The organism is uncultured Psychroserpens sp. (assembly GCF_947501425.1).
GTDB lineage: Bacteria > Bacteroidota > Bacteroidia > Flavobacteriales > Flavobacteriaceae > Psychroserpens.
In genome coordinates this window covers 86,393-110,840 of sequence record NZ_CANMVN010000008.1, presented here as the reverse complement: position 1 = coordinate 110,840, position 24,448 = coordinate 86,393, and the positions used below count along the sequence as shown (strand labels likewise).

18 protein-coding genes are annotated in these 24,448 nt (G+C 34.1%); 15 read left to right on the top strand and 3 right to left on the bottom strand.

Annotated elements, in window-relative coordinates; genetic code table 11:
* Positions 1–118: 118 nt before the first annotated feature.
* Genes glmS through Q0951_RS13205 form a run of 3 tightly spaced genes read right to left on the bottom strand, consistent with a single transcriptional unit; the run spans position 119 to position 4,451 of the window.
* Entirely contained in the window at positions 119–1,966 is a 1,848-nt protein-coding gene (gene glmS, locus Q0951_RS13215) for a glutamine--fructose-6-phosphate transaminase (isomerizing) (RefSeq protein WP_299337624.1), read from the bottom strand.
* 6 nt (positions 1,967–1,972) lie between these two features.
* Complete coding sequence (locus tag Q0951_RS13210; RefSeq protein WP_299337621.1) at positions 1,973–3,628, bottom strand: DUF4270 domain-containing protein; 1,656 nt, start codon at positions 3,626–3,628, stop codon at positions 1,973–1,975.
* A 13-nt stretch (positions 3,629–3,641) separates the two neighbouring features.
* A complete protein-coding gene (locus Q0951_RS13205; RefSeq protein WP_299337619.1) occupies positions 3,642–4,451 on the bottom strand; it encodes a glycogen/starch synthase in 810 nt (269 codons plus the stop codon).
* A 109-nt stretch (positions 4,452–4,560) separates the two neighbouring features.
* Between Q0951_RS13205 and panC the strand changes: the two genes are divergently transcribed.
* From panC to Q0951_RS13130, 15 genes are all read left to right on the top strand, one after another.
* Positions 4,561–5,412 (top strand): pantoate--beta-alanine ligase, encoded by an 852-nt coding sequence (panC, locus tag Q0951_RS13200; RefSeq protein WP_299337616.1) that lies wholly within the window; start codon positions 4,561–4,563, stop codon positions 5,410–5,412.
* A gap of 13 nt (positions 5,413–5,425) precedes the next feature.
* Positions 5,426–5,776, top strand: coding sequence for an aspartate 1-decarboxylase (gene panD, locus Q0951_RS13195; protein ID WP_299337614.1), 351 nt, complete (start codon positions 5,426–5,428; stop codon positions 5,774–5,776).
* 4 nt (positions 5,777–5,780) lie between these two features.
* Positions 5,781–6,734 (top strand): lysylphosphatidylglycerol synthase transmembrane domain-containing protein, encoded by a 954-nt coding sequence (locus Q0951_RS13190; protein ID WP_299337611.1) that lies wholly within the window; start codon positions 5,781–5,783, stop codon positions 6,732–6,734.
* Positions 6,735–6,767: 33 nt separating this feature from the next.
* Positions 6,768–7,913 carry an alpha/beta hydrolase-fold protein gene (locus Q0951_RS13185; protein ID WP_299337608.1) on the top strand — a complete coding sequence of 382 codons (1,146 nt, stop codon included), beginning with the start codon at positions 6,768–6,770 and terminating at the stop codon, positions 7,911–7,913.
* A gap of 84 nt (positions 7,914–7,997) precedes the next feature.
* Positions 7,998–9,179 (top strand): alpha/beta hydrolase-fold protein, encoded by a 1,182-nt coding sequence (locus tag Q0951_RS13180; RefSeq protein ID WP_299337605.1) that lies wholly within the window; start codon positions 7,998–8,000, stop codon positions 9,177–9,179.
* Positions 9,166–9,318, top strand: a complete 153-nt coding sequence (locus Q0951_RS13175; protein ID WP_299337603.1) for a hypothetical protein — start codon at positions 9,166–9,168, stop codon at positions 9,316–9,318. Before Q0951_RS13180 ends, Q0951_RS13175 begins: the two co-directional genes overlap by 14 nt.
* A gap of 61 nt (positions 9,319–9,379) precedes the next feature.
* Positions 9,380–10,738: a DNA repair protein RadA gene (radA, locus tag Q0951_RS13170; RefSeq protein ID WP_299337600.1), complete on the top strand. Its 1,359-nt coding sequence runs from the start codon at positions 9,380–9,382 to the stop codon at positions 10,736–10,738.
* 115 nt (positions 10,739–10,853) lie between these two features.
* A complete protein-coding gene (locus Q0951_RS13165) occupies positions 10,854–11,423 on the top strand; it encodes a Crp/Fnr family transcriptional regulator (protein ID WP_299337598.1) in 570 nt (189 codons plus the stop codon).
* A 384-nt stretch (positions 11,424–11,807) separates the two neighbouring features.
* Entirely contained in the window at positions 11,808–16,061 is a 4,254-nt protein-coding gene (locus Q0951_RS13160) for a LamG-like jellyroll fold domain-containing protein (protein ID WP_299337596.1), read from the top strand.
* Positions 16,062–16,437: 376 nt separating this feature from the next.
* Positions 16,438–19,842: an isoleucine--tRNA ligase gene (gene ileS / locus Q0951_RS13155; RefSeq protein ID WP_299337594.1), complete on the top strand. Its 3,405-nt coding sequence runs from the start codon at positions 16,438–16,440 to the stop codon at positions 19,840–19,842.
* Positions 19,843–19,846: 4 nt separating this feature from the next.
* Positions 19,847–20,230: a TraR/DksA C4-type zinc finger protein gene (locus Q0951_RS13150; RefSeq protein WP_299337564.1), complete on the top strand. Its 384-nt coding sequence runs from the start codon at positions 19,847–19,849 to the stop codon at positions 20,228–20,230.
* A 118-nt stretch (positions 20,231–20,348) separates the two neighbouring features.
* Complete coding sequence (locus Q0951_RS13145; RefSeq protein WP_299337562.1) at positions 20,349–20,963, top strand: lipoprotein signal peptidase; 615 nt, start codon at positions 20,349–20,351, stop codon at positions 20,961–20,963.
* A gap of 103 nt (positions 20,964–21,066) precedes the next feature.
* Positions 21,067–22,188 (top strand): AraC family transcriptional regulator, encoded by a 1,122-nt coding sequence (locus tag Q0951_RS13140; protein ID WP_299337560.1) that lies wholly within the window; start codon positions 21,067–21,069, stop codon positions 22,186–22,188.
* Between the two features lie 72 nt (positions 22,189–22,260).
* Positions 22,261–24,021, top strand: coding sequence for a hypothetical protein (locus Q0951_RS13135; RefSeq protein ID WP_299337558.1), 1,761 nt, complete (start codon positions 22,261–22,263; stop codon positions 24,019–24,021).
* A gap of 10 nt (positions 24,022–24,031) precedes the next feature.
* Positions 24,032–24,445 carry a hypothetical protein gene (locus tag Q0951_RS13130; RefSeq protein WP_299337556.1) on the top strand — a complete coding sequence of 138 codons (414 nt, stop codon included), beginning with the start codon at positions 24,032–24,034 and terminating at the stop codon, positions 24,443–24,445.
* Positions 24,446–24,448 lie beyond the last annotated feature (3 nt).

The window sequence follows — 24,448 nt, the reverse complement described above, 5'->3', positions numbered from 1 at the left end:
GCATAATAGTCATTTCATAAAAAAAGAAGCTAAAAACGATATTTTTGCAAAAAAGTAAAGCTAAAAATGATGATTATCTATTTTTAGCTTTTTTGACATTCTAGAATTTGTATTTAGTTTATTCTACAGTTACTGCTTTTGCTAAATTACGTGGTTGATCAACATTTTTTCCTAACATGAGTGCTATGTGATAAGATAATAGCTGTAAAGGAATAGTTGTCAATAGAGGCGTTAATGATTCTATAGTTTCTGGAACTTCGATTACATGATCAGCAAGTTCTTTCACTTGTTTATCACCTTCGGTTACAATACCTATGATTTTTCCTTTTCTGGATTTAATCTCCTGAATATTACTTACCACTTTTTCATAATGCCCTTTCTTAGTTGCTATAACAACTATTGGCATATTTTCATCTATTAGGGCAATGGGACCATGTTTCATTTCTGCTGCTGGATAACCCTCAGCATGGATGTAAGAGATCTCTTTCAGTTTTAAAGCACCTTCTAAAGCTACTGGGAAATTATAACCTCTTCCTAAGTACAAGAAATTATGTACATCTTTATATATGGCTGCGATACTTTTGACATAATCGTCAGATTCTAAAGCTTTTTTTACTTTCTCAGGAATAAGCTCAAGTTCAATTAGGTGATGTCTGTAATCTGAACTTGATATGGTTCCTTTAGCTCTTGCTAATCGCAGAGCCATAAGAGTTAAAACAGTTATTTGTGTAGTAAATGCTTTTGTAGAGGCTACACCAATTTCTGGACCTGCATGCGTGTAAGCCCCAGCATGAGTTTCTCTCGCTATAGATGATCCAACGACATTGCAGACTCCAAAGACAAAAGCGCCTTTAGATTTGGCAAGCTTAATTGCAGCAAGTGTATCTGCTGTTTCTCCAGATTGAGAAATAGCAATTAACACATCATTTTCTGTTATGATTGGGTTTCGGTATCTGAATTCGGAAGCATATTCAACTTCAACAGGAATTCGAGCCAGATCTTCAAAAATATACTCGGCAACTAATCCAGCATGCCATGAAGTTCCGCAAGCTACGATGATAATTCTATTAGCATTAAGGAATTTTTTCATATTGTCCTCAACACCTGCCATTTTTATGATGGCTTTATCAGTAAGCAATCTGCCTCTAAAGGTGTCTAAAATAGCACTAGGTTGCTCATATATTTCTTTCAACATGAAATGTTCGTAGCCTCCTTTTTCAATTTGCTCTAAATTTAATTTTAGAGCTTGAACATAAGGATCTACTAAAGAATCATCATGAATTTTTCTAATTTTAACACCTTTATCACGACGTATAATTGCCATCTCTTCATCTTCAAGATATATAGCATTTTTGGTATACTCAATAAAAGGCGAAGCGTCACTGGCTATAAAGAATTCATCATCTCCTATACCAATAGCTAATGGGCTTCCTAAACGGGCAACCACAATTTCGTTAGGCTTATTTTTATCAAAAACAGCAATGGCATATGCGCCAATTACTTGGTTTAGTGCAATTTGAACAGCTTTTCCAAGTTTGATGTTTTCATTCTTTTTAACATCTTCGATAAGGTTTACAAGAACTTCGGTATCAGTATCAGACTTAAAGGTGTAGCCTCTCTTTATAAGCTCTTTTTTTAGAGATTCGTAATTTTCTATAATACCGTTGTGAATGATGACTAAGTCTCCAGAATTAGAATAATGTGGGTGAGAATTGATATCATTTGGAACACCATGTGTAGCCCAACGTGTATGCCCAATGCCTAAAGATCCAGTAGTTGATATTTCCTTTTCAAGTTTATCTTCCAGATCTGCAACTTTACCTTTGGTTTTTGATAATTTTATATCTGTACCATCATAAAGCGCTATACCTGCACTGTCATATCCTCTGTACTCAAGTCTTTTAAGCCCTTTAAGTACTATTGGGTAAGCTTCTCTATGACCTATGTAACCGACGATTCCACACATAATAATTTAGTTGTTTGGTTCTGTAAAAAATATTTCTAAATATAGCTTTTTTTCCTCATTAGAAGTATTGTTTCCGATCAGTATCGTTCCTCTTGGCGAGGTAATAGAACTTAGTGGCACAGTTTCTTCAGTATCTGAACCGTTGAGCACATCAAATTGCTGAGCGTTACCCTCTAAATTTACATTGCCAGAAATTGAAAGGCCGAGTTTAACATTTGTCGAATCTCTTAATAATAAATTGTTAATATGTTCGGTGATTTTGATCTTATACTTTTCTCCTTGGGCAGTTGGCTCATCTCCGTATCGTTGTAATCTACCTAAATGATTGATTAGCGAAAATTCAGGAAAAGAGGTGTTTGCATTATCTAAAAAGTAGTCAGTTAACGGAGAGTTATTATCAACATCGTATAGATATATTCTTTCAGGTTCATCAGCATTTACCAAATCTTGATTGACATAAAACACGAGATTGGCTTCATTTATAAGTTTCTTACTGCTTATAAAATTTCCATCCTCATCAGTTTCAACAAATTCTTTTTTGAAAGTTTCAAAAGCATTATCATTGGTGTTGTCATCATCAAGATCTTCTCCATTGAATAGCTTTATTTCAGCAATTGATCCTTGTCCACCTTTTAAGAATAGGTTTTCATCACCTGTAATGTCATTACCAGATTGGATATTAAAGTCGTTGGAAATAAAATTAACTCTATTGCCTCTGAAGTTTATCACAAGGGTTGAGTTAACAGGATCTTCACCCTCAACATCATTATCTCTCCTGTAATGGATAGTTATATTTGCATTTGGAGCGACTAGATTAAGAAGCGATAGGTTACCGTTGTTGTTGATAGCTTCTGTTTTAAAATAGATGCCTCTAAAATAATCGTTGAAGTTATTGGCGTTACTTAATTCAGGCTCACCTTCTTTATCAAAAATTTTAGTTCTCCAATACGTTGTGTCTAATTTCACTCGTAGTGCTGGAACAATTCTGTTTACTAATTCTCCTTCTTCATCTTCTAGTCTAATCTGTTCTGGACTTGGAATAAAATTATTTATGATGTTTACATTTGCTTCGTCTGGATCATCGTCTTCTATTAGTATCGGAGTTGCTTCCAATTGAGCTGAGCTTATAAAATCAAGACCAGTACTCATGTTTGAATAATAGTTTTGAGTATCACTAATCTCTCCCGAAGGATCAAAATCTCTTAAAAAGTAATTGCTTTCAAAAATGGATAATTTGATAGGAGCACTTCCAAACACTGAATCTAATTCATAAATAGTTTCGCCGTCATCTTCAACAGATGTGGGTGTGCTAAAGTATGGGATATTCAATATTACAGAGTCTAAAACGGCATTAGTACCAAATGTTGGATTAATAATAGACGATTCTACTTCGGTCACAATACTAGCGGTTGTTGTTCCGTAGATAGGATCTCTATAAACTCCTAAAAAATTTACTGGTAAGCCATCAGTTTGAACTGGACCTAGCGATTTAGTGTAAGCAATAACATCAAAATCTCTTGAAGTTGTATTGAAATGCGTTGCATTCTCATTATTAATAATATCAGAATCGATATTAGCAAAATCCTTGTCACACGCAATAAAACAGCTTACTATAAGCGTTAAAACTGCCAAGTTCCTTAGGGCATTTTTCTTATTTTTCATAAATGTTTTTTGACTAATCTAGTACTTTAGTGTTGTAAAATTCTGTGTAATGGTCAGCAAAATCTTCTAATGGGAAATAGTCTAAAACAGGCTTCTCAGAACTATCGAGATAGTCATCAAGCTCTTTTGGTAAATCCTCAGAACCTTTTACTAAGGCGTCAGAGTGATCTATAGCTATCTTCATTAGATTGTTATAGGTTGGGTTTTCAAGCGACTTGATTTTCTCTTCATCTACGTTATCGAACTTTACTTTATTGATCATGTTCTTATCTAACGTACCATCAAAGCTTTGATTGTATATGGAAGTCACAATTTTACTTTCTGTAAATAAAGGCTCATTCTTGTAAAATTCCTTAAGGTACAGTGGTAATAATGAGGCTAGCCATCCATTGACATGGATAATATCTGGTGACCAGTTCAATTTTTTAACAGTTTCTATGACACCTTTAGCAAAGAAAATAGCACGTTCGTCATTATCTGGGAATAATTTTCCGTCTTCATCTGTAAGTGTTGCTTTTCTTTTGAAGTATTCTTCGTTATCAATAAAATACACTTGAATTCTTTCCTTCGGAATTGAAGCCACTTTAATTATTAACGGCATATCCAGATCATTGATTACTAAATTTATACCAGATAATCGAATCACTTCATGTAGTTGATGTCTTCTTTCATTTATATTTCCGTAACGTGGCATAAATATTCGTATTTGTCCTCCTTGTTTGTTTACCATTTTTGGAGCTTCAAATGACATTGAAGAAATCTCAGTTTCTGGTAAATATGGTACAACCTCAGATGACACATACAATATTCTCTTATCTTTCATAAATCTATCGTTTTTGGAATTATAAATAAAAAACATGCAAAATTACAAAAATTTATGCAGATTGCTAGTAAAATATTAAGTTTGCAGGCTGTTAAACTTTTGTTAGTGTATGAAGATTTTTAAAAATAAAACAGACTTGATCGCTCATGTTGATCAATTAAAGTCTGAAGAAAAAACACTTGGTTTTGTTCCAACAATGGGAGCTTTACACCAAGGACACGCTTCATTAATAATAGAAGGTTTAAAACACAATACTAGTGTCGTGGTTAGTATTTTTGTAAATCCGACGCAATTTGACAACCAGGAAGATCTTATAAAATACCCGAGAACTTTAGATAGTGATGTTGCACTTCTCAAAGATATTTCCGAAGAAAGAATCATAGTTTACGCACCTACCGTTGAAGATATTTATGGAGCAGAAGTTTCCTCTAATTCCTTTTCATATGATGGTTTAGAACATGAAATGGAGGGCAAATTTAGAGATGGTCATTTTGATGGTGTAGGAACTATTGTGAAACGACTTTTTGAAATTGTTAGGCCAGATAATTCTTATTTTGGAGAAAAAGATTTTCAACAGTTAATGATTATTAAAAAATTAGTTGAAAAGTATCAGATTCCAGTAAAGGTCAATGGTTGTAAAATATACAGAGCTAAAGATGGATTGGCCATGAGTTCTCGAAATACAAGATTGAAACCTGAGTATAGAGCAGCAGCACCGTTTATTTACAAAACCTTAAAGACAGCCAAAGAGAAGTTTGGCACAAAAAGTGCTAATATGGTGACAGAATGGGTTGAGAAAGAATTTGCTAAACATGAGTTATTAGAATTAGAATATTTCATTATTGCAGATGCTAAAACCCTTAAAACTGTAAAACGAAAATCAAACAAAAAGGCATACAGAGCATTTATTGCTGTATATGCAGATGATATTAGACTTATAGATAATATCGCACTAAATTAATTATCTTTGCCTCATGCAAATTCAAGTAGTAAAATCTAAGATTCACAGAGTAAAAGTAACAGGAGCCGACCTTAATTACATTGGTAGTATCACTATTGATGAAGATCTAATGGAAGCTGCAAATATTATTCAAGGTGAGAAAGTTCAGATTGTCAATAACGACAATGGCGAACGTTTAGAGACATATTGTATTCCAGGACCACGCAATAGTGGTGAGATTACTTTAAATGGAGCTGCAGCTCGAAAAGTAGCTGTAGGAGATACTCTGATTTTGATCACTTATGCGTTTATGGATATTGAAGCCGCTAAAGTATTCAAACCTTCATTAGTATTTCCTGATGAAGCCACTAACTTATTAAAATAGACTTTTGGACAAAAAGACAGCTAAACTCCTAAAAATAACACTACCCTTATTATTAGGAGTTGCCTTAGTATGGTATTCATTGTCGAAAATATCCATTGAAGAACTTATTTTCTATTTTAAAAACGCTGATTATACCTACATAACATTTGGTTTGTTATTTGGGCTTATGAGTCATTTATCAAGAGCCTATCGCTGGAAATTTATGATAGAGCCAATGGGTTATACGCTGAGATTACCCAATAGTATTATGGCTGTTTTTGCAACCTATCTGGTTAATTATACTATTCCAAGAGCAGGCGAAATCACTCGAGCAACTATTTTAACCAATTATGAAGGTGTGCCTTTTGAAAAAGGTTTTGGGACTATTGTTGCTGAACGAATTGCTGATATGGTTGTGATGTTAGGCATTATTGTAGTAACCCTCTTTCTTGAATTTGATTTTATCTATCAGTTTTTTTCTGAACGATTCGATCCCTACAAAATCATTATAGCTGGTATAGGTCTTTTGGTGTTAGGTGGTCTCTTTTTATTATTTATCAAGAGGAGTAGCTCTAAGTTTGCAGTTAAAGTAAGAACCTTTGTTAATGGATTAATTGAAGGAGTTCTTAGTATATTTAAGATGAAACATAAATGGGCATTTATTTTTCATACGCTTTTTATTTGGGCTATGTATATATTAATGTTTTATATTACTACTTTGTCAATTCCAGAAACTTCAAATCTTCCTGTCGCTGCGGTTCTTATTGGTTTTATATCTGCTAGTTTTAGTATTGCTGCAACAAATGGAGGTATTGGGTCTTACCCTGTAGCTGTTTATGCTGCATTTTCAATATTTGCCATTGCCAAAGAACCAAGTTTAGCTTTTGGTTGGATCATGTGGTCCTCTCAAACATTTATGATTATTGTATTGGGTGGATTGTCTTTAATTTATCTGCCGATTTATAATAGAACTAAATAATTTTTTACCTTGCCTTTATTAAACTAGATTGTCATGAATAAAATTACCTTATTGATATTGTGTGTTCTTTTTTCTAAAATAGCGACTTCTCAAGTTATTTACGAAACTATTGAATCTTCAAAACTGGGAGAATCTAGAGAAATTAAAATTCAGCTTCCAAGGAACTATGACCCAGAAGGTGATATTCTATATCCTTTAATTGTGGTGTTAGATGGTGATTATTTATTTGAACCTATGATTGGGAATGCTGATTATCATTCGTATTGGGGAGATATGCCAAAATCCATAGTAGTTGGTGTTAATCAGTCAAAAAGTAGAAATGCTGATTTGTCTTACAGTCAAGAAACTAACTTTCCTTCAGATGAAGGGGGTTCGCAGTTTTTTGAGTTTATAGGAATGGAACTCATCCCATATGTAAATGATAATTATTTAACGTCTAACTTTAGGATTATAGTAGGTCACGATTTAAGTGCTAATTTCCTTAATTATTGGTTGTTTAAAGACAAGCCACTATTTAGAGGATATATTGCTTTTAGCCCTGATCTATCCCCAGAAATGGTAAATCGTCTTCAAGAAAGACTATCGACTACTGAAGAAGATACATTTTACTATTTAGCCACTGCAGATAATGATGTAAAAAGCTTAAGAGAAGACGTTTTGGCATTTAATTCGGCTATGGGTACTATTGAAAACTCTAAACTACATTACAGATTTGATGATTTTACTGATGCAGACCATTATTCTTTGGTAGGATTAGGAATACCAAAAGCTATTAATGAGATCTTTGGGCTTTATAAGCCAATAAATAAAAAGGAATACAAAGAAAAAATGCTCACTTTTGAAGGTAGTCCTTATGAGTATCTTATGAAGAAGTATCAAGACATTGAGTTCTTCTACGGATTTGAAAAAAAGGTAGTTGAAAACGATCTCAGAGCAGTTCTTGCTGCAAGTAAGAAGAAAAATAATGAAGAATCACTCAAGAATTTATCAAAATTAGCCAGAAAAGAATATCCAGAATCAATGATCAGTGCTTACTATGGCGGACAATACTTTGATTTTATTGGTAATACTAAAAAAGCACTTCAAAGCTATCAATCTGGTTTGCTACTAGAAGAATCAGAATTTATTTCTAAAGACATGTTGTTGGACTTGATTTATGATATTCAAGACCAAGATTAGGTCAATTTGTGCATTTCGTCGAATAAATTAGTAGTTTAACTTATTTTAGGTATATTTACTGTCCCTAAACTTAACCTACTGAAGATGAAAAATATCTTAATTTTTATCATCTCATTGTTGTGTTGTGCACAAATATCTGCACAAGTAACATATGAGAAATTTGAATCCCGAAAACTCAATTCAACCAGAGAGCTAAAAATAAAGCTTCCTGAGAACTACGATCCAGAATCAGAATTAAAACATCCCGTAATTATTGTCTTTGATGGTGAATATTTATTTGAACCAGTTAGTGGTCAAGTAAGTTTTCAAACCCATTTTGATGAAATGCCCGAATCAATAATTGTTGGTGTAATTCAAGGCGAAGAACGTTTTTACGATAGCTACTTTGATGAGGTATCAGGTTTACCGTTCGAGTCTGGTGATCGTTTTTACAAATTTGTAGCTCAAGAACTTATTCCGCACATAGATGCTAATTACAATACCAGTAAATTTAAAGTCGCTGTAGGTCACAACCTAATGGGGAATTTTATTAACGCATTCCTGTTTCATGAAGAACCTGTATTTCAGGCTTACATAAATATTAGTCCAGATTTCAAAGGCACGATGAGCCAAAATGTGGCCAAACGATTAGAATGGTTAGACAATGATATTTTCTATTATATGGCAACATCTGATAAGGATATAAAGTCCATTAGAAATACTGTTCGCGGTACTAATGATAATTTAAAAGCCATTGAAAATCCACATTTAACATATTATTTTGACGAATTAAAAGGAGATTCTCATTATCAATTAGTAACAGGTGCTTTGTCTAAAGCTATGGATAGAATTTTTGAGCTTTATAAACCTTTAGATGAAAAGGAACTTAAAGAAAAAGTCTTTCCTTATGAAGGCACGTTAGATGATTACATTGTTGACCGTTACAAACGTATAGACGAGCTATTTGGAATTTTCAAGCCTATTTCCGAAGAAGAGCTTCAGCAGCTTATCACTGTTGCAGAAGAGCGTGAGGATTTAGAATCAGTATATAAGATAGGAAAGTTGGCTAATAAGTTAAACCCTGATTCATCCTTTGGAACTTACCATATGGCTTTGTACGCTGAAAAATTAGGAAAAACAAAAAAAGCTGTTAAGCTCTACGAATCTGCATTGACTCTTCAAGATATGGCACATATTGATCGAGAGTTTATTATGTCTCATGTTGAGGGCTTAAAAGTAGTTGAAGAAGATACAGAAACTGAAGATGAGGAAGATGAAGAAAACTAAAATTAGTATCTATTCAACAGATTATTTTTTTGAATGGTTGTATCGTAAATTAAAACGAGTTGTCGTAACAATTATTCCGTCAAAACTAGCTGCTTTAAAAATCATATCTGTATTAACCTGGTTTAAGGATATCAATTAAAAATATCTTAATTTAGCTGAAATTTTTAATTCAAGGACATCCGGTATTCCGGATTATAAATATGGCTAAATTAAAGACAACCTTCTTTTGCCAAAATTGTGGTAGTCAATATTCTAAATGGCAAGGACAATGTACATCATGTAAAGAATGGAATACAATCACAGAAGAAGTCATTCAAAAGCCAGAAAAGAGCGATTGGAAAACTCCTGAAAATGCTAGAAAACGTGTTTCAAAACCACTTAAGATAAACGAGATTGACACCTCTAAAGAGGCAAGATTGAACACATTAGATGATGAGTTTAATCGGGTGCTTGGAGGGGGTTTAGTTCCAGGATCATTGACACTTCTGGGAGGAGAGCCAGGTATTGGAAAAAGTACATTATTACTTCAAATATCATTGCAACTACCTTATAAGACCTTATACGTGTCTGGTGAAGAAAGTCAAAAACAAATTAAGATGCGTGCCGAACGTATCAATCCAACGTCTAGTAACTGTTACATCCTTACCGAAACTAAAACTCAACATATCTTCAAACAAATTGAAGAGCTTGTACCTGATGTGGTTATTATAGACTCAATTCAAACACTCCACAGTGATTATATTGAGTCCTCTTCTGGTAGTATTTCTCAAATTAAAGAATGTACTACAGAGCTTATCAAGTTTGCAAAAGAAACAGCCACACCAGTAGTTTTAATTGGTCATATTACTAAAGACGGACATATTGCTGGTCCTAAGATTTTAGAGCACATGGTAGATACAGTATTGCAATTTGAAGGTGATCGCAATCACGTGTTTAGAATACTTAGAGCCAATAAAAATCGATTTGGATCAACCAATGAGTTAGGAATCTATGAAATGCAAGGCTCTGGGTTACGTGAGGTGTCTAATCCTTCTGAAATTTTAATTTCACAAAAAGACGAGGAATTATCAGGTCATGCTATTGCTGCTACATTAGAAGGGATACGTCCATTAATGATCGAAGTACAGGCACTAGTCAGTACAGCGGTTTATGGAACACCACAGCGAAGCGCAACAGGTTTTAATGCAAAACGACTGAATATGTTACTTGCAGTTTTAGAAAAGCGGGCAGGATTTAGATTAGGAGCAAAAGATGTGTTTCTAAATATTACAGGAGGAATCACTGTAGATGACCCAGCCATAGATTTAGCTGTTGTTGCTGCTATTTTGTCGTCTAATGAGGACGCTGCTGTACAAAAGGATTTTTGCTTTGCTGCCGAAGTCGGATTGTCAGGAGAAATTCGTCCAGTGCAACGTGTAGAACAGCGTATCCTTGAAGCAGAAAAACTAGGGTTCTCAACTATTTTTGTCTCAAAGTATAATAAGATAGCTTTAAAGAACACTACTATTAAAATTCAATTGATCTCCAAAATTGAAGACCTAATTGGGATTGTAGTTTAAATTTGATTTACAAATTACAGATTATCTAATTTAATAATGAGTTCATAGTCATTATTTGTGTTTGATAAATTAAATGAAGACATTGATGTAAATCAATCAACCAACCAAATAAACTATGAAAAATCCTAATTTTGATTTTTTCAAGTCAAAATTTAATGTTTCAGATGAGACATTCGCTATTCTTCAAAGTATCGCCACAAGAAAGTTTTTAAAACGTGGCGAAAAGACAGTAAAACAAGGAGGAATGAGTACTAAAGTACACTTTTTAGTCTCAGGCTTGATGAGGGCTACTTTAGTGCTTGAATCTGGTAAAGAACTTACAAAAAATATATATTCTCCAATCAGTTTTGTAACACCCTTTACTTCAATCTTGAAAAAGGAACCATCTCTAATGTCTTATGAAACCTTGACAGACTGTGATATTTTTGAAATCGACTTTTATGAGTTTTTGAAACTCACAAAAACAAATATTGACATCAGTAACCTGTATAATAGAGTTCATGAGTATGTTTTTATGATTTATGAAAAGAAACAATTACAAACCATGTCTTTAAATGCTACAGAGCGATATAATATTCTCAAAACACAAATACCAGATATTGATAATCTCATCCCTCAATATCAAATTGCATCGTATTTAAATATAACGCCTGTACAATTAAGTAGAATACGAAAAGCATTATAACGAAAATTAACATATGTTAATTCTTTTTAAACTTTTACTAACTACGTTTGTAAAATCGGTCAGTAAATTAAATAATCCCTAATTAATAGCAAACTGAAAAAGAGCAAGTGTCATATAGACCTTGCTTTTTTTATTGTATTTACCCTTGTCATTTACCGAAGTTTTAAGTATTTCATTTTTCGCAAAACGCACATTAGCGATTTTTACAGTTCTTTAATCGAATATTTGACAGCCTTTGGCTCATAATTTTCTCTTAAAGTCCTAATATTGCTTAATAAACTAAACCTTATTAGGGTTTATTTTTAGAAACTTCCCTCAGAGTATATCCATTAAACTAAGAATTTTAGAGTACATAATTATTTATAGTCCCAAACTATTTATACTATGAAACTAAAATTATTTTTGTTTAACCTACTTTTCATTTCCCTGAGTTACTTAGGTTTTTCTCAAACTAACGCTCCAAGTATTCAATCTGGAGTTACATTCAATTGGAGTGATAATCAAACGCATAGAGATAATCCTGCTACAATAGAAAGCATTACAGTTAATGGAACACTTTACTATAACTTTGGAGTACCTTCTGCTTATGAACTAACACAATTAGGACCAGGTGGTCATGACAAGAATAAGATCAGACTGAATGGAAATTTTGTTGAGAATTCAAGTGCTAATGCTACTTGGAATACTTCTGCTCTTGCAGCTTATCAATCTTTAAACCTCAATCATTATTTTGATTCTAATGGAAATGGAGACAATATTTGTGATGATTATACTGCTGAAGAAACAACCAATGCTCAACGACAAACTTTATATTATGGCGATGGTATAAAATCAAACTCAAGTGGTTTAATTGCAATTACTGAGCGTAATGCTAATAACTGTTACCATCTGGAGTTCTTCGGAATTCCCTTTGGTGGAAGCGTCGAGCAATCCTTAGGTGAAACTTTTGTGAATCAGGGTAATGCTACAGAATATGGCTTTGGAGGAACAGGAACAGGTGCCAACTTAGGAACACCAGGAGCAGTAGATCCACCAGTGCCTGGTGGAAGAGATTATTGGTTGAGTGATCGTGTAGTTGATACAGGAGGTACTATAGGAATTGCCTTATTCTATTTAGATAATATTGCGCCTTTTGGTTCTACAATTACTAAAGTGCAATTAACTGCTGCTACCAATGATAATGGTGATGGAAAGCTTTTCATTTTAACATTTCCTGATTCTGACGAAGATTCATTAAGTAATATCGATGATTTAGATGATGATAATGATGGAATCTTAGATACTGTTGAGTCTGGTGGAATAGATCCTTCAGCCGATCATGATGTTGATGGTGTTCCAAATTTTCAAGATGCCGATTTCTGTACCTTGAATAGTTCTGGTATTTGTGCAAATCTTGATTTTGACTCAGACGGGATACCTAATCATTTGGATTTGGATAGTGATAATGATGGTTTAACAGATGTATTAGAGTCTGGTGGAACCGATGATAATGGCGATGGAATTGCAGACGGAGTTATAGGAAAAGATACTACAACATTTGGAGTTCCTAGTTCGGCTGGAACTGGAACCGTTCCAACCAATACGGATAATTCAGGAAATTTTGATGCTCTTGATATTGATTCAGATGATGATGGAATTCCAGATAACGTTGAAGCTCAATCTACAATTGCATACAATGCTCCAAGTGGATCAGGACTTACAATAGTCGATATAGATAAAAACGGTATTGATGATAACTACGGAAATGGTCTAAGACCTGAAGATTCTGATGGTGACAGAGTTTATGATTATATAGATTCCGACTCAGATAATGATACTATTCCAGATATACAGGAAAATGGAATGGCCAATAACATTTCAGGAAATGATTCCGATGCTGATGGTTTAGATAATAGTTTTGAAACTAACGGAGTTAATGATGTCTTGCTTGATGTCAATGAAGGTATAGAGGTTCCCTCAAGTTTATTAATTCTCCCAGACACCGATGGTGATTTGTATTCAGGAGGGGATTTGGATTACCGAGATTTATTTGATGTTAATCCACCAGTAGAGGCTTTCGTAGATTTTGATGGCGTAGATGATTATCTGTCAACCGATCGATTTATAGAGGGAGAAGGAAAAGTTACGATAATGGCATGGGTAAAAGCCGATACCCAAAATGGTGTTCGAGTTATTGCAGGAGAAGATTCAGGTTGTCGATTATGGTTACAAGATGGAAACAAGCCTACATTTACAATTACAACAGATGGAAATGCGACCAAATCAGCTGTTGGGAATTCTATCAGCACTAATGAGTGGCATCATATTACAGGAACCTATTCCAATACTACAGGACTGATGTCCATATATGTTGATGGGGTATTAGATCGTACCAGAGATACAGGTAATGATGGGAGTCTGATAAAGAACTCAACATCATCCAATGACGCCTTCGAGATTGGAAGATACTCAGCTAACATAGCTAATCAACTATACTTTGATGGTTCTATAGACGAGGTTAGAGTATTTGATATTGCCTTAACTCAGGATCAGATTCAGCGTATGGTATATCAAGAGATCCATGAGAATGCCAGTTACGTTTGTGGCTCAGTAATAGCAAAAGACATAAGAGATATCACTACAGATGTTAGGATTCCATGGAGCAACCTAATTGCTTATTATCCAATGACAGCAATAAAGAACAGTACTACAGAGGATAACTCAGGGAATAGTCGCACATTGAAACTAAGAAATATTACTACTGTTCAGGCGCAAACGGCTCCAATGCCTTATGAGTCAGTTAATAATGGTAGCTGGACCACAGAGAGCACATGGTTACATGGCGATGTATGGGATATAGAAGATGTCAATTCTAATAAGGATTGGAGTATTGTACGAATTAATAGTAATGTTAGTACCTCTAACTCTCATACCCAATTAGGGATGATTGTAGAATCAGGTCACACATTGTCAGTTAATGGCGATAATTATATCAATAACAGTTGGTATTTAGAATTGAAAGGCGCTATTGATCTGGCAGACGATTCTCAATTATTACAAACTCAGCATAGTGATTTAGTGACCTCCTCAACAGGAAGAATACTTCGAAGACAAGAAGGGAATACTAGTGTATATTGGTATAACTATTGGTCATCACCAGTAGGGCAACTAGGCTCGAGCACATTGACAGATAACAATACTAACACTAATAATACCAACAATACCGCTTACCGCCTTAGCATGCTAAAAGAGGGAGATGGTTCATCTGTAACGTTTACCAGTGCACATGATGAATTAGGAAAGGTTAGTACGCGCTGGTTATACACTTACAAGAATGGTGTAGAGTATTGGGATTGGGCTAGTTTATCATCTAACAGCGATATAGAGCCAGGAGTAGGATACACCCAAAAGGGAACCGGAAACTCAGGATCGAGTCAACAATTTATTTTTGAAGGCAAGCCAAACAATGGTACCATATTAATCGATGTTACTGATACAGGAGGTAGTGGATCAGTACCAGCAGTATCCAAGACAGATTACTTATTTGGAAATCCATATGCATCAGCTTTAGATATTCACAAGTTTATAGATGATAATGCAGGTGTTATTGATGGGACCATACAACTATGGCAACAGTGGAGTGGTACTTCACATAATTTAGATGAGTATGATGGTGGTTATGCCCAGGTGAATAAGTTAGGATCAGTTCGAGCCTATCAGTTTGTAGGGATAGAAGGCGATACTAATGGCAATCAGGATGGTACAAAAACACCAACACGATATTTACCAGTAGGACAAGGATTCATGACTGAGATTGTAGCAGATGGAACCGTAGAGTTTAATAATAGTCAGAGGGTATTCAAGAAAGAATCCGACCATAATGGGAGTTATAATAATGGTTCTGTATTTTTTAGAACAGGACAAGCAGAACAGGATACAGATACACAAGAGGCAGAAACAGAGGAACAACTAATGCAAAAGCTACGCTTAGAGTTTAGCTCAGTAGATGGTCCAGCAACACGTAAGGAATTGTTATTAGGATTTAGCAACTACACATCTGATGATTATGACTATGGATATGATGCAAAACATGCAACACCTACAGAGGATGATCTTCATCTGGTCTTAGAGGGAGATCCAATGAGCATGCAAGCTTACGGACCAATAACAGAGGATAAAGTTGTGCCATTGACCTTAAGAGCATCAGGAGCTTATAACTACAGAATACGACTAACTGAATTAATAGATATAGAAGAGGATCAGCAGGTGTATTTACGAGATAATCTCACAGGATACTACTTTGATCTAAGGACAGATCAGGCGTATGAGTTTTCTACCGAATCAGGAGAATATGCTAATCGTTTTGAGATCGTATTTGAGTCAGAAGAAGCTACCTTATCAGCAGAGCAGGAAGACTATCAATACTATTTGATATACTTCACAAATAACGCCAATAAGTTATTTGCAAAACACCTCACTAGAGATGTAGATCAATTACAAGTGATTAATATTCTTGGACAAACCGTTAGAGAGTACACAGATGTGAGCGCAACAACTTTAGACAATGGATTGGAGATTTCTAACTTGAGTAGAGGAACTTATGTTGTATACCTCAAGATGGGAACTCATGTGGAGACCAAGAAGATTGTAATCAACTAAACAATAGTGTTATAGTAAACCGCTAAAAAAAAGCAAGGGTCTTAGATGTTAAGACCTTGCTTTTTTTATGTAATTCAATAGTTCTAATAATTTCTATGTTTTTGTGACTTTTTCTGGATTTTAGTGTCTTAATTATTGAACATTAATAATCTCTTGCCTTGAAGAACACTAAAAGAATTCTATCAATAATTACACTTCTTATCTTGCTTAAGTTGATCGTTTTTTAGTAGGTTTTTATCATAATTTCAACCTATAGTCAGTTCTCGAAAATAAACTGACTGCTTATGTTGGTCTTACATTCTGTTTTTTAGTGGCAACACACTTATAATTTTCCCAAAATTCCTTAATTTCGCGACTCGATAAGAATAATGATATCATGAGCGCTAAATTTCCTGAATATAAAGGACTTGACTTACCAAAAGTTGCAGAAGACATTCTTAACTATTGGCAAGAGAACGACATCTTTGAAAAGAGCATCTCCACAAGAGAAGGTAATGAGCCATTTGTCTTTTTTGAAGGGCCTCCTTCAGCAAATGGATTACCTGGTGTACATCACGTTTTAGCACGTGCCATTAAAGATATTTTTCCGAGGTATAAAACCATGAAAGGTTTCCAGGTTAAGCGAAAGGCTGGTTGGGATACTCATGGCTTACCAATTGAGCTCGGTGTTGAAAAAGAATTAGGAATTACAAAAGAAGATATAGGTAAAACCATCTCTGTTGAAGATTATAATGCTGCTTGTCGTAAAGCGGTAATGAGATATACCGATGTTTGGAATGACCTTACACAAAAAATGGGTTATTGGGTTAATATGGATGATCCATACATTACCTATGATCCTAAGTATATGGAAAGCGTGTGGTGGTTGCTCAAAGAGATTTATGATAAGAAATTACTCTACAAGGGCTATACCATCCAACCGTATTCTCCAAAGGCAGGAACAGGTTTAAGTTCTCACGAATTAAATCAACCAGGAACCTATCAGGATGTAACCGATACTACTGTGGTTGCTCAGTTTAAAGCTAATGAAGAATCTCTACCTGACTTTCTTAAAGATGAAGGTGATATCTTTTTCTTAGCCTGGACAACAACGCCTTGGACCTTACCAAGTAACACAGCTTTGACCGTTGGTCCTAAAATTGATTATGTATTGGTAGAGACCTACAATCAATACACATTCAAACCTATGAATGTGATCTTAGCTAAGAAACTCGTCAATTATCAATTCTCTGGAAAGTTCAATCGAGTGGAAGAGAAGTCTGAGTTATTAGCATATACATCTGGTGATAAGAAAATTCCGTATTGCGTAGTAAAAGAATTCAAAGGAAAAGATCTGGTAGGAATTACTTATGAGCAATTATTACCTTATGTGTTACCAAATGACAATCCGCAAGACGCTTTTAGAGTGATCTCTGGAGATTTTGTGACTACCGAAGATGGTACAGGAATTGTACATACAGCGCCAACATTTGGTGCAGACGATGCTTTAGTAGCCAAACAAGCCACACCAGAAATTCCGCCACTATTGGTAAAAGATGACAATGGAAATTTAGTACCATTGGTTGATCTACAAGGGCGTTTCAGACCTGAAGTTGGTGAGTTTGCTGGAAAGTATGTTAAAAATGAATACTATAATGATGGTGAGGCTCCTGAACGTTCAGTAGACGTTGAGATCGCCATTAAATTAAAAGAAGAGAACAAAGCCTTTAAGGTTGAAAAATATAAACACAGTTATCCAAACTGCTGGCGAACAGATAAACCAATTTTATATTATCCGTTAGACTCCTGGTTTATCAAAGTAACTAACGTAAAAGATAGAATGTTTCAGCTAAATGAAACTATTAACTGGAAACCAAAATCAACAGGTACTGGACGTTTTGGTAACTGGTTAGCTAATGCAAACGACTGGAATTTATCACGATCTCGTTATTGGGGAATACCATTGCCAATTTGGCGAACTGAAGATGGTAAAGAAGAACGCTGTATAGGTTCTGTTGAAGAACTTAAATCCGAAATGTCTAAAGCTGTTCAAGCAGGAGTATTATCGAAGGATATCTTTGAAGATTTTGAAGTTGGCAACTTTTCCGAAGAGAACTATGCAAAAATAGACTTGCATAAAAATATTGTTGATGAGATTGTTTTAGTTTCTGAAAGCGGACAACCTATGACACGTGAAAGCGATCTAATTGATGTTTGGTTTGATTCTGGTTCTATGCCTTATGCACAATGGCATTATCCATTTGAGAATCAGGATTTAATTGACGAAGGAAAATCATATCCAGCCGATTTTATTGCTGAAGGTGTAGATCAAACACGTGGTTGGTTCTATACTTTGCATGCTATTGGTACAATGGTATTTGACTCGGTTGCCTACAAGAATGTAGTGTCTAATGGACTGGTTTTGGATAAGAACGGACAAAAGATGTCGAAGCGTTTAGGAAATGCTGTTGATCCTTTTGAGACCTTAGGAACATATGGAGCAGATGCCACGCGTTGGTACATGATTATGAATGCTAATCCTTGGGATAATTTAAAATTTGATCTGGATGGAATTGAAGAGGTGAAGCGAAAGTTCTTCGGTACTTTATATAACACGTATTCATTCTTTACGTTGTATACCAATTTAGATAAGTTTACTTATGCTGAGGCAGATATTGCCTTAGCTGATAGACCCGAAATTGATCGTTGGATCTTATCTGAATTGCATACATTAATTCAGAAAGTAGATGATTACTATGCAGAATACGAGCCAACTAAGGCTGCCAGAGCAATCTCAGATTTTACCCAAGATTATTTGAGTAACTGGTATGTGCGCTTAAGTAGAAGGCGTTTCTGGAAAGGCGATTACCAAACAGATAAAATATCGGCTTATCAAACACTTTACACATGTATGGTTACAATAGCTAAGTTAGGATCGCCAATTGCTCCATTCTTTATGGATCGTTTGTATATGGATCTAAATAAAGTTACTAATAAAGAAGTATTTGAGAGTGTTCATTTAGCAGATTTCCCAAAATACGATGCCGCCTTCATAGATAAGAGCTTAGAGCGTAAAATGGAAAGTGCGCAAACAATTTCTTCATTGGTATTGTCGTTAAGAGCTAAAGAGAAGATTAAAGTACGTCAGCCATTACAAAAGATCATGATTCCTATTGATAGTCAAGAACAAAAGGATGAGATCTTAGCGGTTTCAGATTTAATCAAATCGGAAGTCAATGTTAAGAATGTTGAAGTTTTAGAAGATGCTTCTGATATATTGGTCAAGCAAATTAAACCAAATTTTAAAGTTTTAGGACCACGATTTGGACAAGACATGAAAGCTGTGGCTCAGGCAGTTAACAGTTTTACTGCAGAAGACATCAAAAAAATCGAGCAAAACGGTGTTTTAGACGTTGAAGTTAATGGAAAAAACATTACTTTAGAACAATCTGATGTTGAGATTACTTCAAAAGATATTGAGGGATGGCTCGTAGCAAGTTCTGGAGCCTTAACAGTTGCCTTAGATGTAACATTAACAGACGATTTAAGAAAAGAAGGTATTGCAAGAGAGTTGGTAAACAGAATTCAAAACTTACGTAAAGATTCTGGTTTCGAATTAACCGATAGAATTGCAGTTCAATTTAAAACAGATAAACAAATTATAAACGCCATAAACACAAATTTAGAGTATATAAAGACTGAGACATTAACAGATGAATTAGAGATTTTAGATGACTTAAATAATGGTATAGAAATTGCTTTTGATGATGTAAATACCAAATTGTTTATTAAAAAAATATAAAAAGATGGGAGAAAATAATACTGTAAGATATTCTGATAAAGACTTAAATGAGTTCAAAGCACTTATTCAAGAAAAAATAGATAAAGCACAACATGATCTGGAATTGATTAAAAGTGCCTATATGAACGATCATAATAACGGTACTGACGATACATCACCTACATTTAAAGCATTTGATGAAGGTAGTGCTGTGATGAGTAAAGAGTCTAACTCTCAGTTAGCTATTCGACAGGAAAAGTTTATTCGTGACCTAAAGAACGCCTTGATTCGTATTGAAAATAAAACCTATGGTGTGTGTCGCGTAACTGGAAAACTAATAAACAAAAAGCGTTTAGAATTGGTGCCTCACGCGACCTTAAGTATTGAAGCAAAAAACATGCAGAAGTAAAATCTGCTTCAGATAGATAAACGCCTCAATTGAGGCGTTTTTTTATATTACAGTCGTTGTTCATTACAATCAAATTTAGAATATTAGCCCTATTTTTGTTCCTGTCAAACTCAAATACATGTCTTTTAAAAAAGCCACTATTTTAATTATACTCATCCTACTTATCGACCAAATAAGTAAAATTTATATAAAGACACACTTTACGCTCAATGAGAAGTTAGAAGTGTTCAGTTGGTTTCAGATTGCATTTGTTGAAAATGAGGGCATGGCTTGGGGAACAAAAATCAGTGATTTTGTGTCCTTTATTTCTGATAGAACCGCTAAAGTGTCGCTCACTATTTTCAGGATTTTGGCAGTTGTTGGTATTGGCTATTGGTTGCACAAATCTATTATTCACAAACGTTCCAGAACCTTAATTTTTGCAGTTTCACTTATTTTGGCAGGTGCTCTGGGAAATATTATTGATTCAGTATTTTATGGAGTGATTTTCGATTCCAGTGCAGGTCAGGTAGCTACATTTCTACCAGAACAAGGTTATGACTCATTGTTTCATGGTAAAGTGGTAGATATGCTGCATTTCCCTATGTGGAGTGGTGTTTTACCGAGCTGGATTCCATATTATGGCGGCACCTATTTTACTTTTTTTGATCCTGTATTTAATATTGCAGATATGGCAATAAGTACAGGAATTGGGATTTTAATTTTCTTTAATAAGCGTGCATTTCATGTTTAGTACTTCCTTGTAAGTTATTTCTTATTTAAATTTACGGAAAAGCCGTAATGATATCTTTTTATTTTTTCTAAATGAAGCTTTAAATTGCTTGTAAATAAGATTCATGGGAGAATTAAATTTCAATATTTATAATATTATTATTTTTTCAGGAATAATTCAAGGGTTGATATTTAGTTCTGTTGTTTTGTTCAATAGAAAGTACAGATCCCTTACTAATTCTTTCATAGCGATTACTGTCTTAGTATTATCATTGAGTAATTTACAATATTGGATAATGGATGTTGGATTTAAAGGAATTTTGAGCATTTTTGATAAGCTTAGAATTCCTTGTGACATGCTAATAGTTCCAAGTTTTTATTTATATGTCATTAGTTATTTACAAGAAAAAGTAAGTCTGAGATTAATTTATTTTTTCTTAATACCATTTGCGTTAGCACTAGTTTTTAATCTTTTCTATTATTACGATTTAATTTTTACTCCAGATGGATTCATTAATGTTAATATAGCACTTGAATCATTCTCATTACTATTTAATCTAACGTTGATAGTCATGATTTTGATGAAAATTTTCAATTACGAAAAGACAAATAAGTTTTACAATAAGCGCCTGGTGAGAGTTGAAACTAAATGGTTGAAGCACATTCTCTATATTGGAGGCATCATGTGTTTGTTCTGGATAGCCGAAATTATTTACATGCAATCAAGTTACAATAAAGGAGGATTAAGTATATATTATCCATTATGGATTAGTATTTCTTTTCTTGTATATTGGATTTCATACGTTGGGATTTTTAATTCTAAAATACATAAGGAGCGATTAAAAATTAGGTCAATAATTTTACCAAAAGAATCATTAGCTGAGAAGCATATTAAAAAATCCAATGACAAACTTTTTGTTTCCATTAAGAATTGGATAGAGGATGAAAAAAAATATTTAAATCCTGATTTAAATCTCGGAATGGTGGCAAATCAATTTAATATTAGCAATGGATATCTATCACAATTATTGAATAAGCATAATGATTTAAATTTTAACGATTATATCAACTCTTTAAGGATAATAGAAGCAAAAGAAATGTTGAAGAATTCTAGTTTTGATAACTACACGATTACAGCTATTGGTCTGGAAGCAGGGTTTAATTCTAAATCTAGTTTTTATTCGTCGTTTAAAAAGTTTGTCAAATTAACGCCTTCTCAGTATAAGAAAAGTGTCCGAAATTATTAGCTATCTATGAAATTCGTACGTTATATCTTGCAATTAAGTTTAAAATTGTCTTTCACTTTAAATCACAAACAAATGAAAAACAAAATCTTAATTTTTATTGTATTGATAGGACTAACAATCTTAAATTTCAGTTGTCAAAAAGACGATGAAGTTTTAAATGAACAAGCACAAACTCGAAGTGTCATACTTGAGACCACCTCATTGTCAAGAACCAGACACAGTATTAATCTTAAAGATTTTTTTAAGCCTACTGAAGGAGTTAAAGCCAATAATAGTGGACTGTTAGGACGTTCGTCTGAAGCTTTTTTTAACGATTTTGTAGTAGATACATCCAGCGTAAAATATATTGAGGGCCCAGTAAGTCATAGCTATACGTTTGCGCTAACAGCTAATTATGATAATCCAACATTAGTGCAAAACTTATTACTAGCAAAGCATAACAATATGGATAGTTATGTGGCTTTACTTGTAACTTATAGCTTGACTCAAAATGAGTTAGAGCAATTAGAAAATGGAGTCTACCCATCAAATTATACTAATCAGCCCACATTTGAAGAAATAGATGATCTAGATCAGAATATGTTAGGTATTGCAGCTCGTATTTGTATAGAGTTTACAACGACCTATACATACGAATTTCCGTGTACATGTTGTGCGGTACATGCTGACCCAAGCTGTAATCATCCAGATGTAGTCTCAATAACCGTTTCAGAGGTAGGCGCTTGTAGTGGAGATGGAGGTACTGGTTCTGGTAGTTCTGATGGCGATGGTTCAAGCTCTGGTGGCGGTGGAGGTGGAATTGATTGGGGAGGTTCCGAGTATAGTCCATACGATCCGAATGATGTTGAAAATAGTGGAGATTTATTAGCTGAGGGTCCTTTGACTCAAATCAATGTGCCAGCGAGAAGTTTGGTTAGAGAGCAAATGTCTAATTTATTAGATGATCAAGATATTAATTTCATTAATAATTATCCAGATCTTGAGTCTGCTTTCAATTCGTTTTTAAGAGGGAACTCAGACACTTTCAGATATGACTTTATAGATTGGTCCATAGATTATTTACAATACCTTTATATTTCTAGTCATTCCCAAGTACCTGGAATACCTCCCACTTCACCAGAGAATGCAGTAATTTTCGATTCAATTGTTAATAATCCAAGTTCAGAAATAATTGATGCAATTGAAGGTCAAATATGGGAAAATGCAAATTTATTTCCTGAAGATGATGATTCAGGAGATGAAATAAGCGATATAGTTGATTACATGAGTTGTTTTGATTTAACTCAGCCTGCTGAAATTACTTTATACGTTGATCAGCCTAAGCCCAATTCCCCTGATCCATATAGAATTACATTAAATCCATTTGACCCAGTAGATGTTGGTCATACTTTTATTGCTATAAAGCAAGGAACTATAACCAGAGTACTTGGTTATTATCCAATTCCTGATACAATTAATCCAAGCAATGATCCGAGCGAAAATGTAATTTCATGTGCTAGTATTTTAAGAGATGATAGTGATCATGAATTTGATGTAAGTATCAGTAATACTAACGTTACTCCAACTCAGTTAACAAATATTTACAACTCAATTACTGGATCTGAGCCAACATATAATTTGAATACTTACAATTGTACTGATTTTGGAATCGATATAATAAACGAAACAAACACTAATGTTCCTAATACCGATGGAACTTGGCCTAGAGGAGGAAATGGAAGTAATCCAGGGAATTTAGGACAAGATATTCGAGGAATGACTAATTTACCATCTGGAGTTACTACTAACACAACAGGAGGAACATCAGTTTCGAATTCGGGAACTTGCAATTAAAAATATAAAAATGAAAAAAATAGTTTTATTAATTGGTGTAATTATTTTACTATCGTCTTGTAATAACCAAGACCATATCATCACTAACCAAGGTGTTGCGGGAATTCAATTAGGTAAAGCATATGATCAAGACTACGATACGTCTGATTTTGACATCACATTTGATGATCAAAATCTAGTTAAAACAATTATTATATCAAATGCTAACTATATAACGATAGATGGATTTGGAGTAGGAACCTCGTTTGATGAGATGATGACTAAGTATGATTTCTTGACAATTAATGAAGATTTTAATGCTTCAAAAGGAAAAACGCCAATTATAAAATTAGGAAAGACTATAGTTCATGATAAGATCATTTTTCTTGATAGTACAGAAGATGGGATTGTAGATCACATAATTTTAAATGATTTTGATCATTAAATA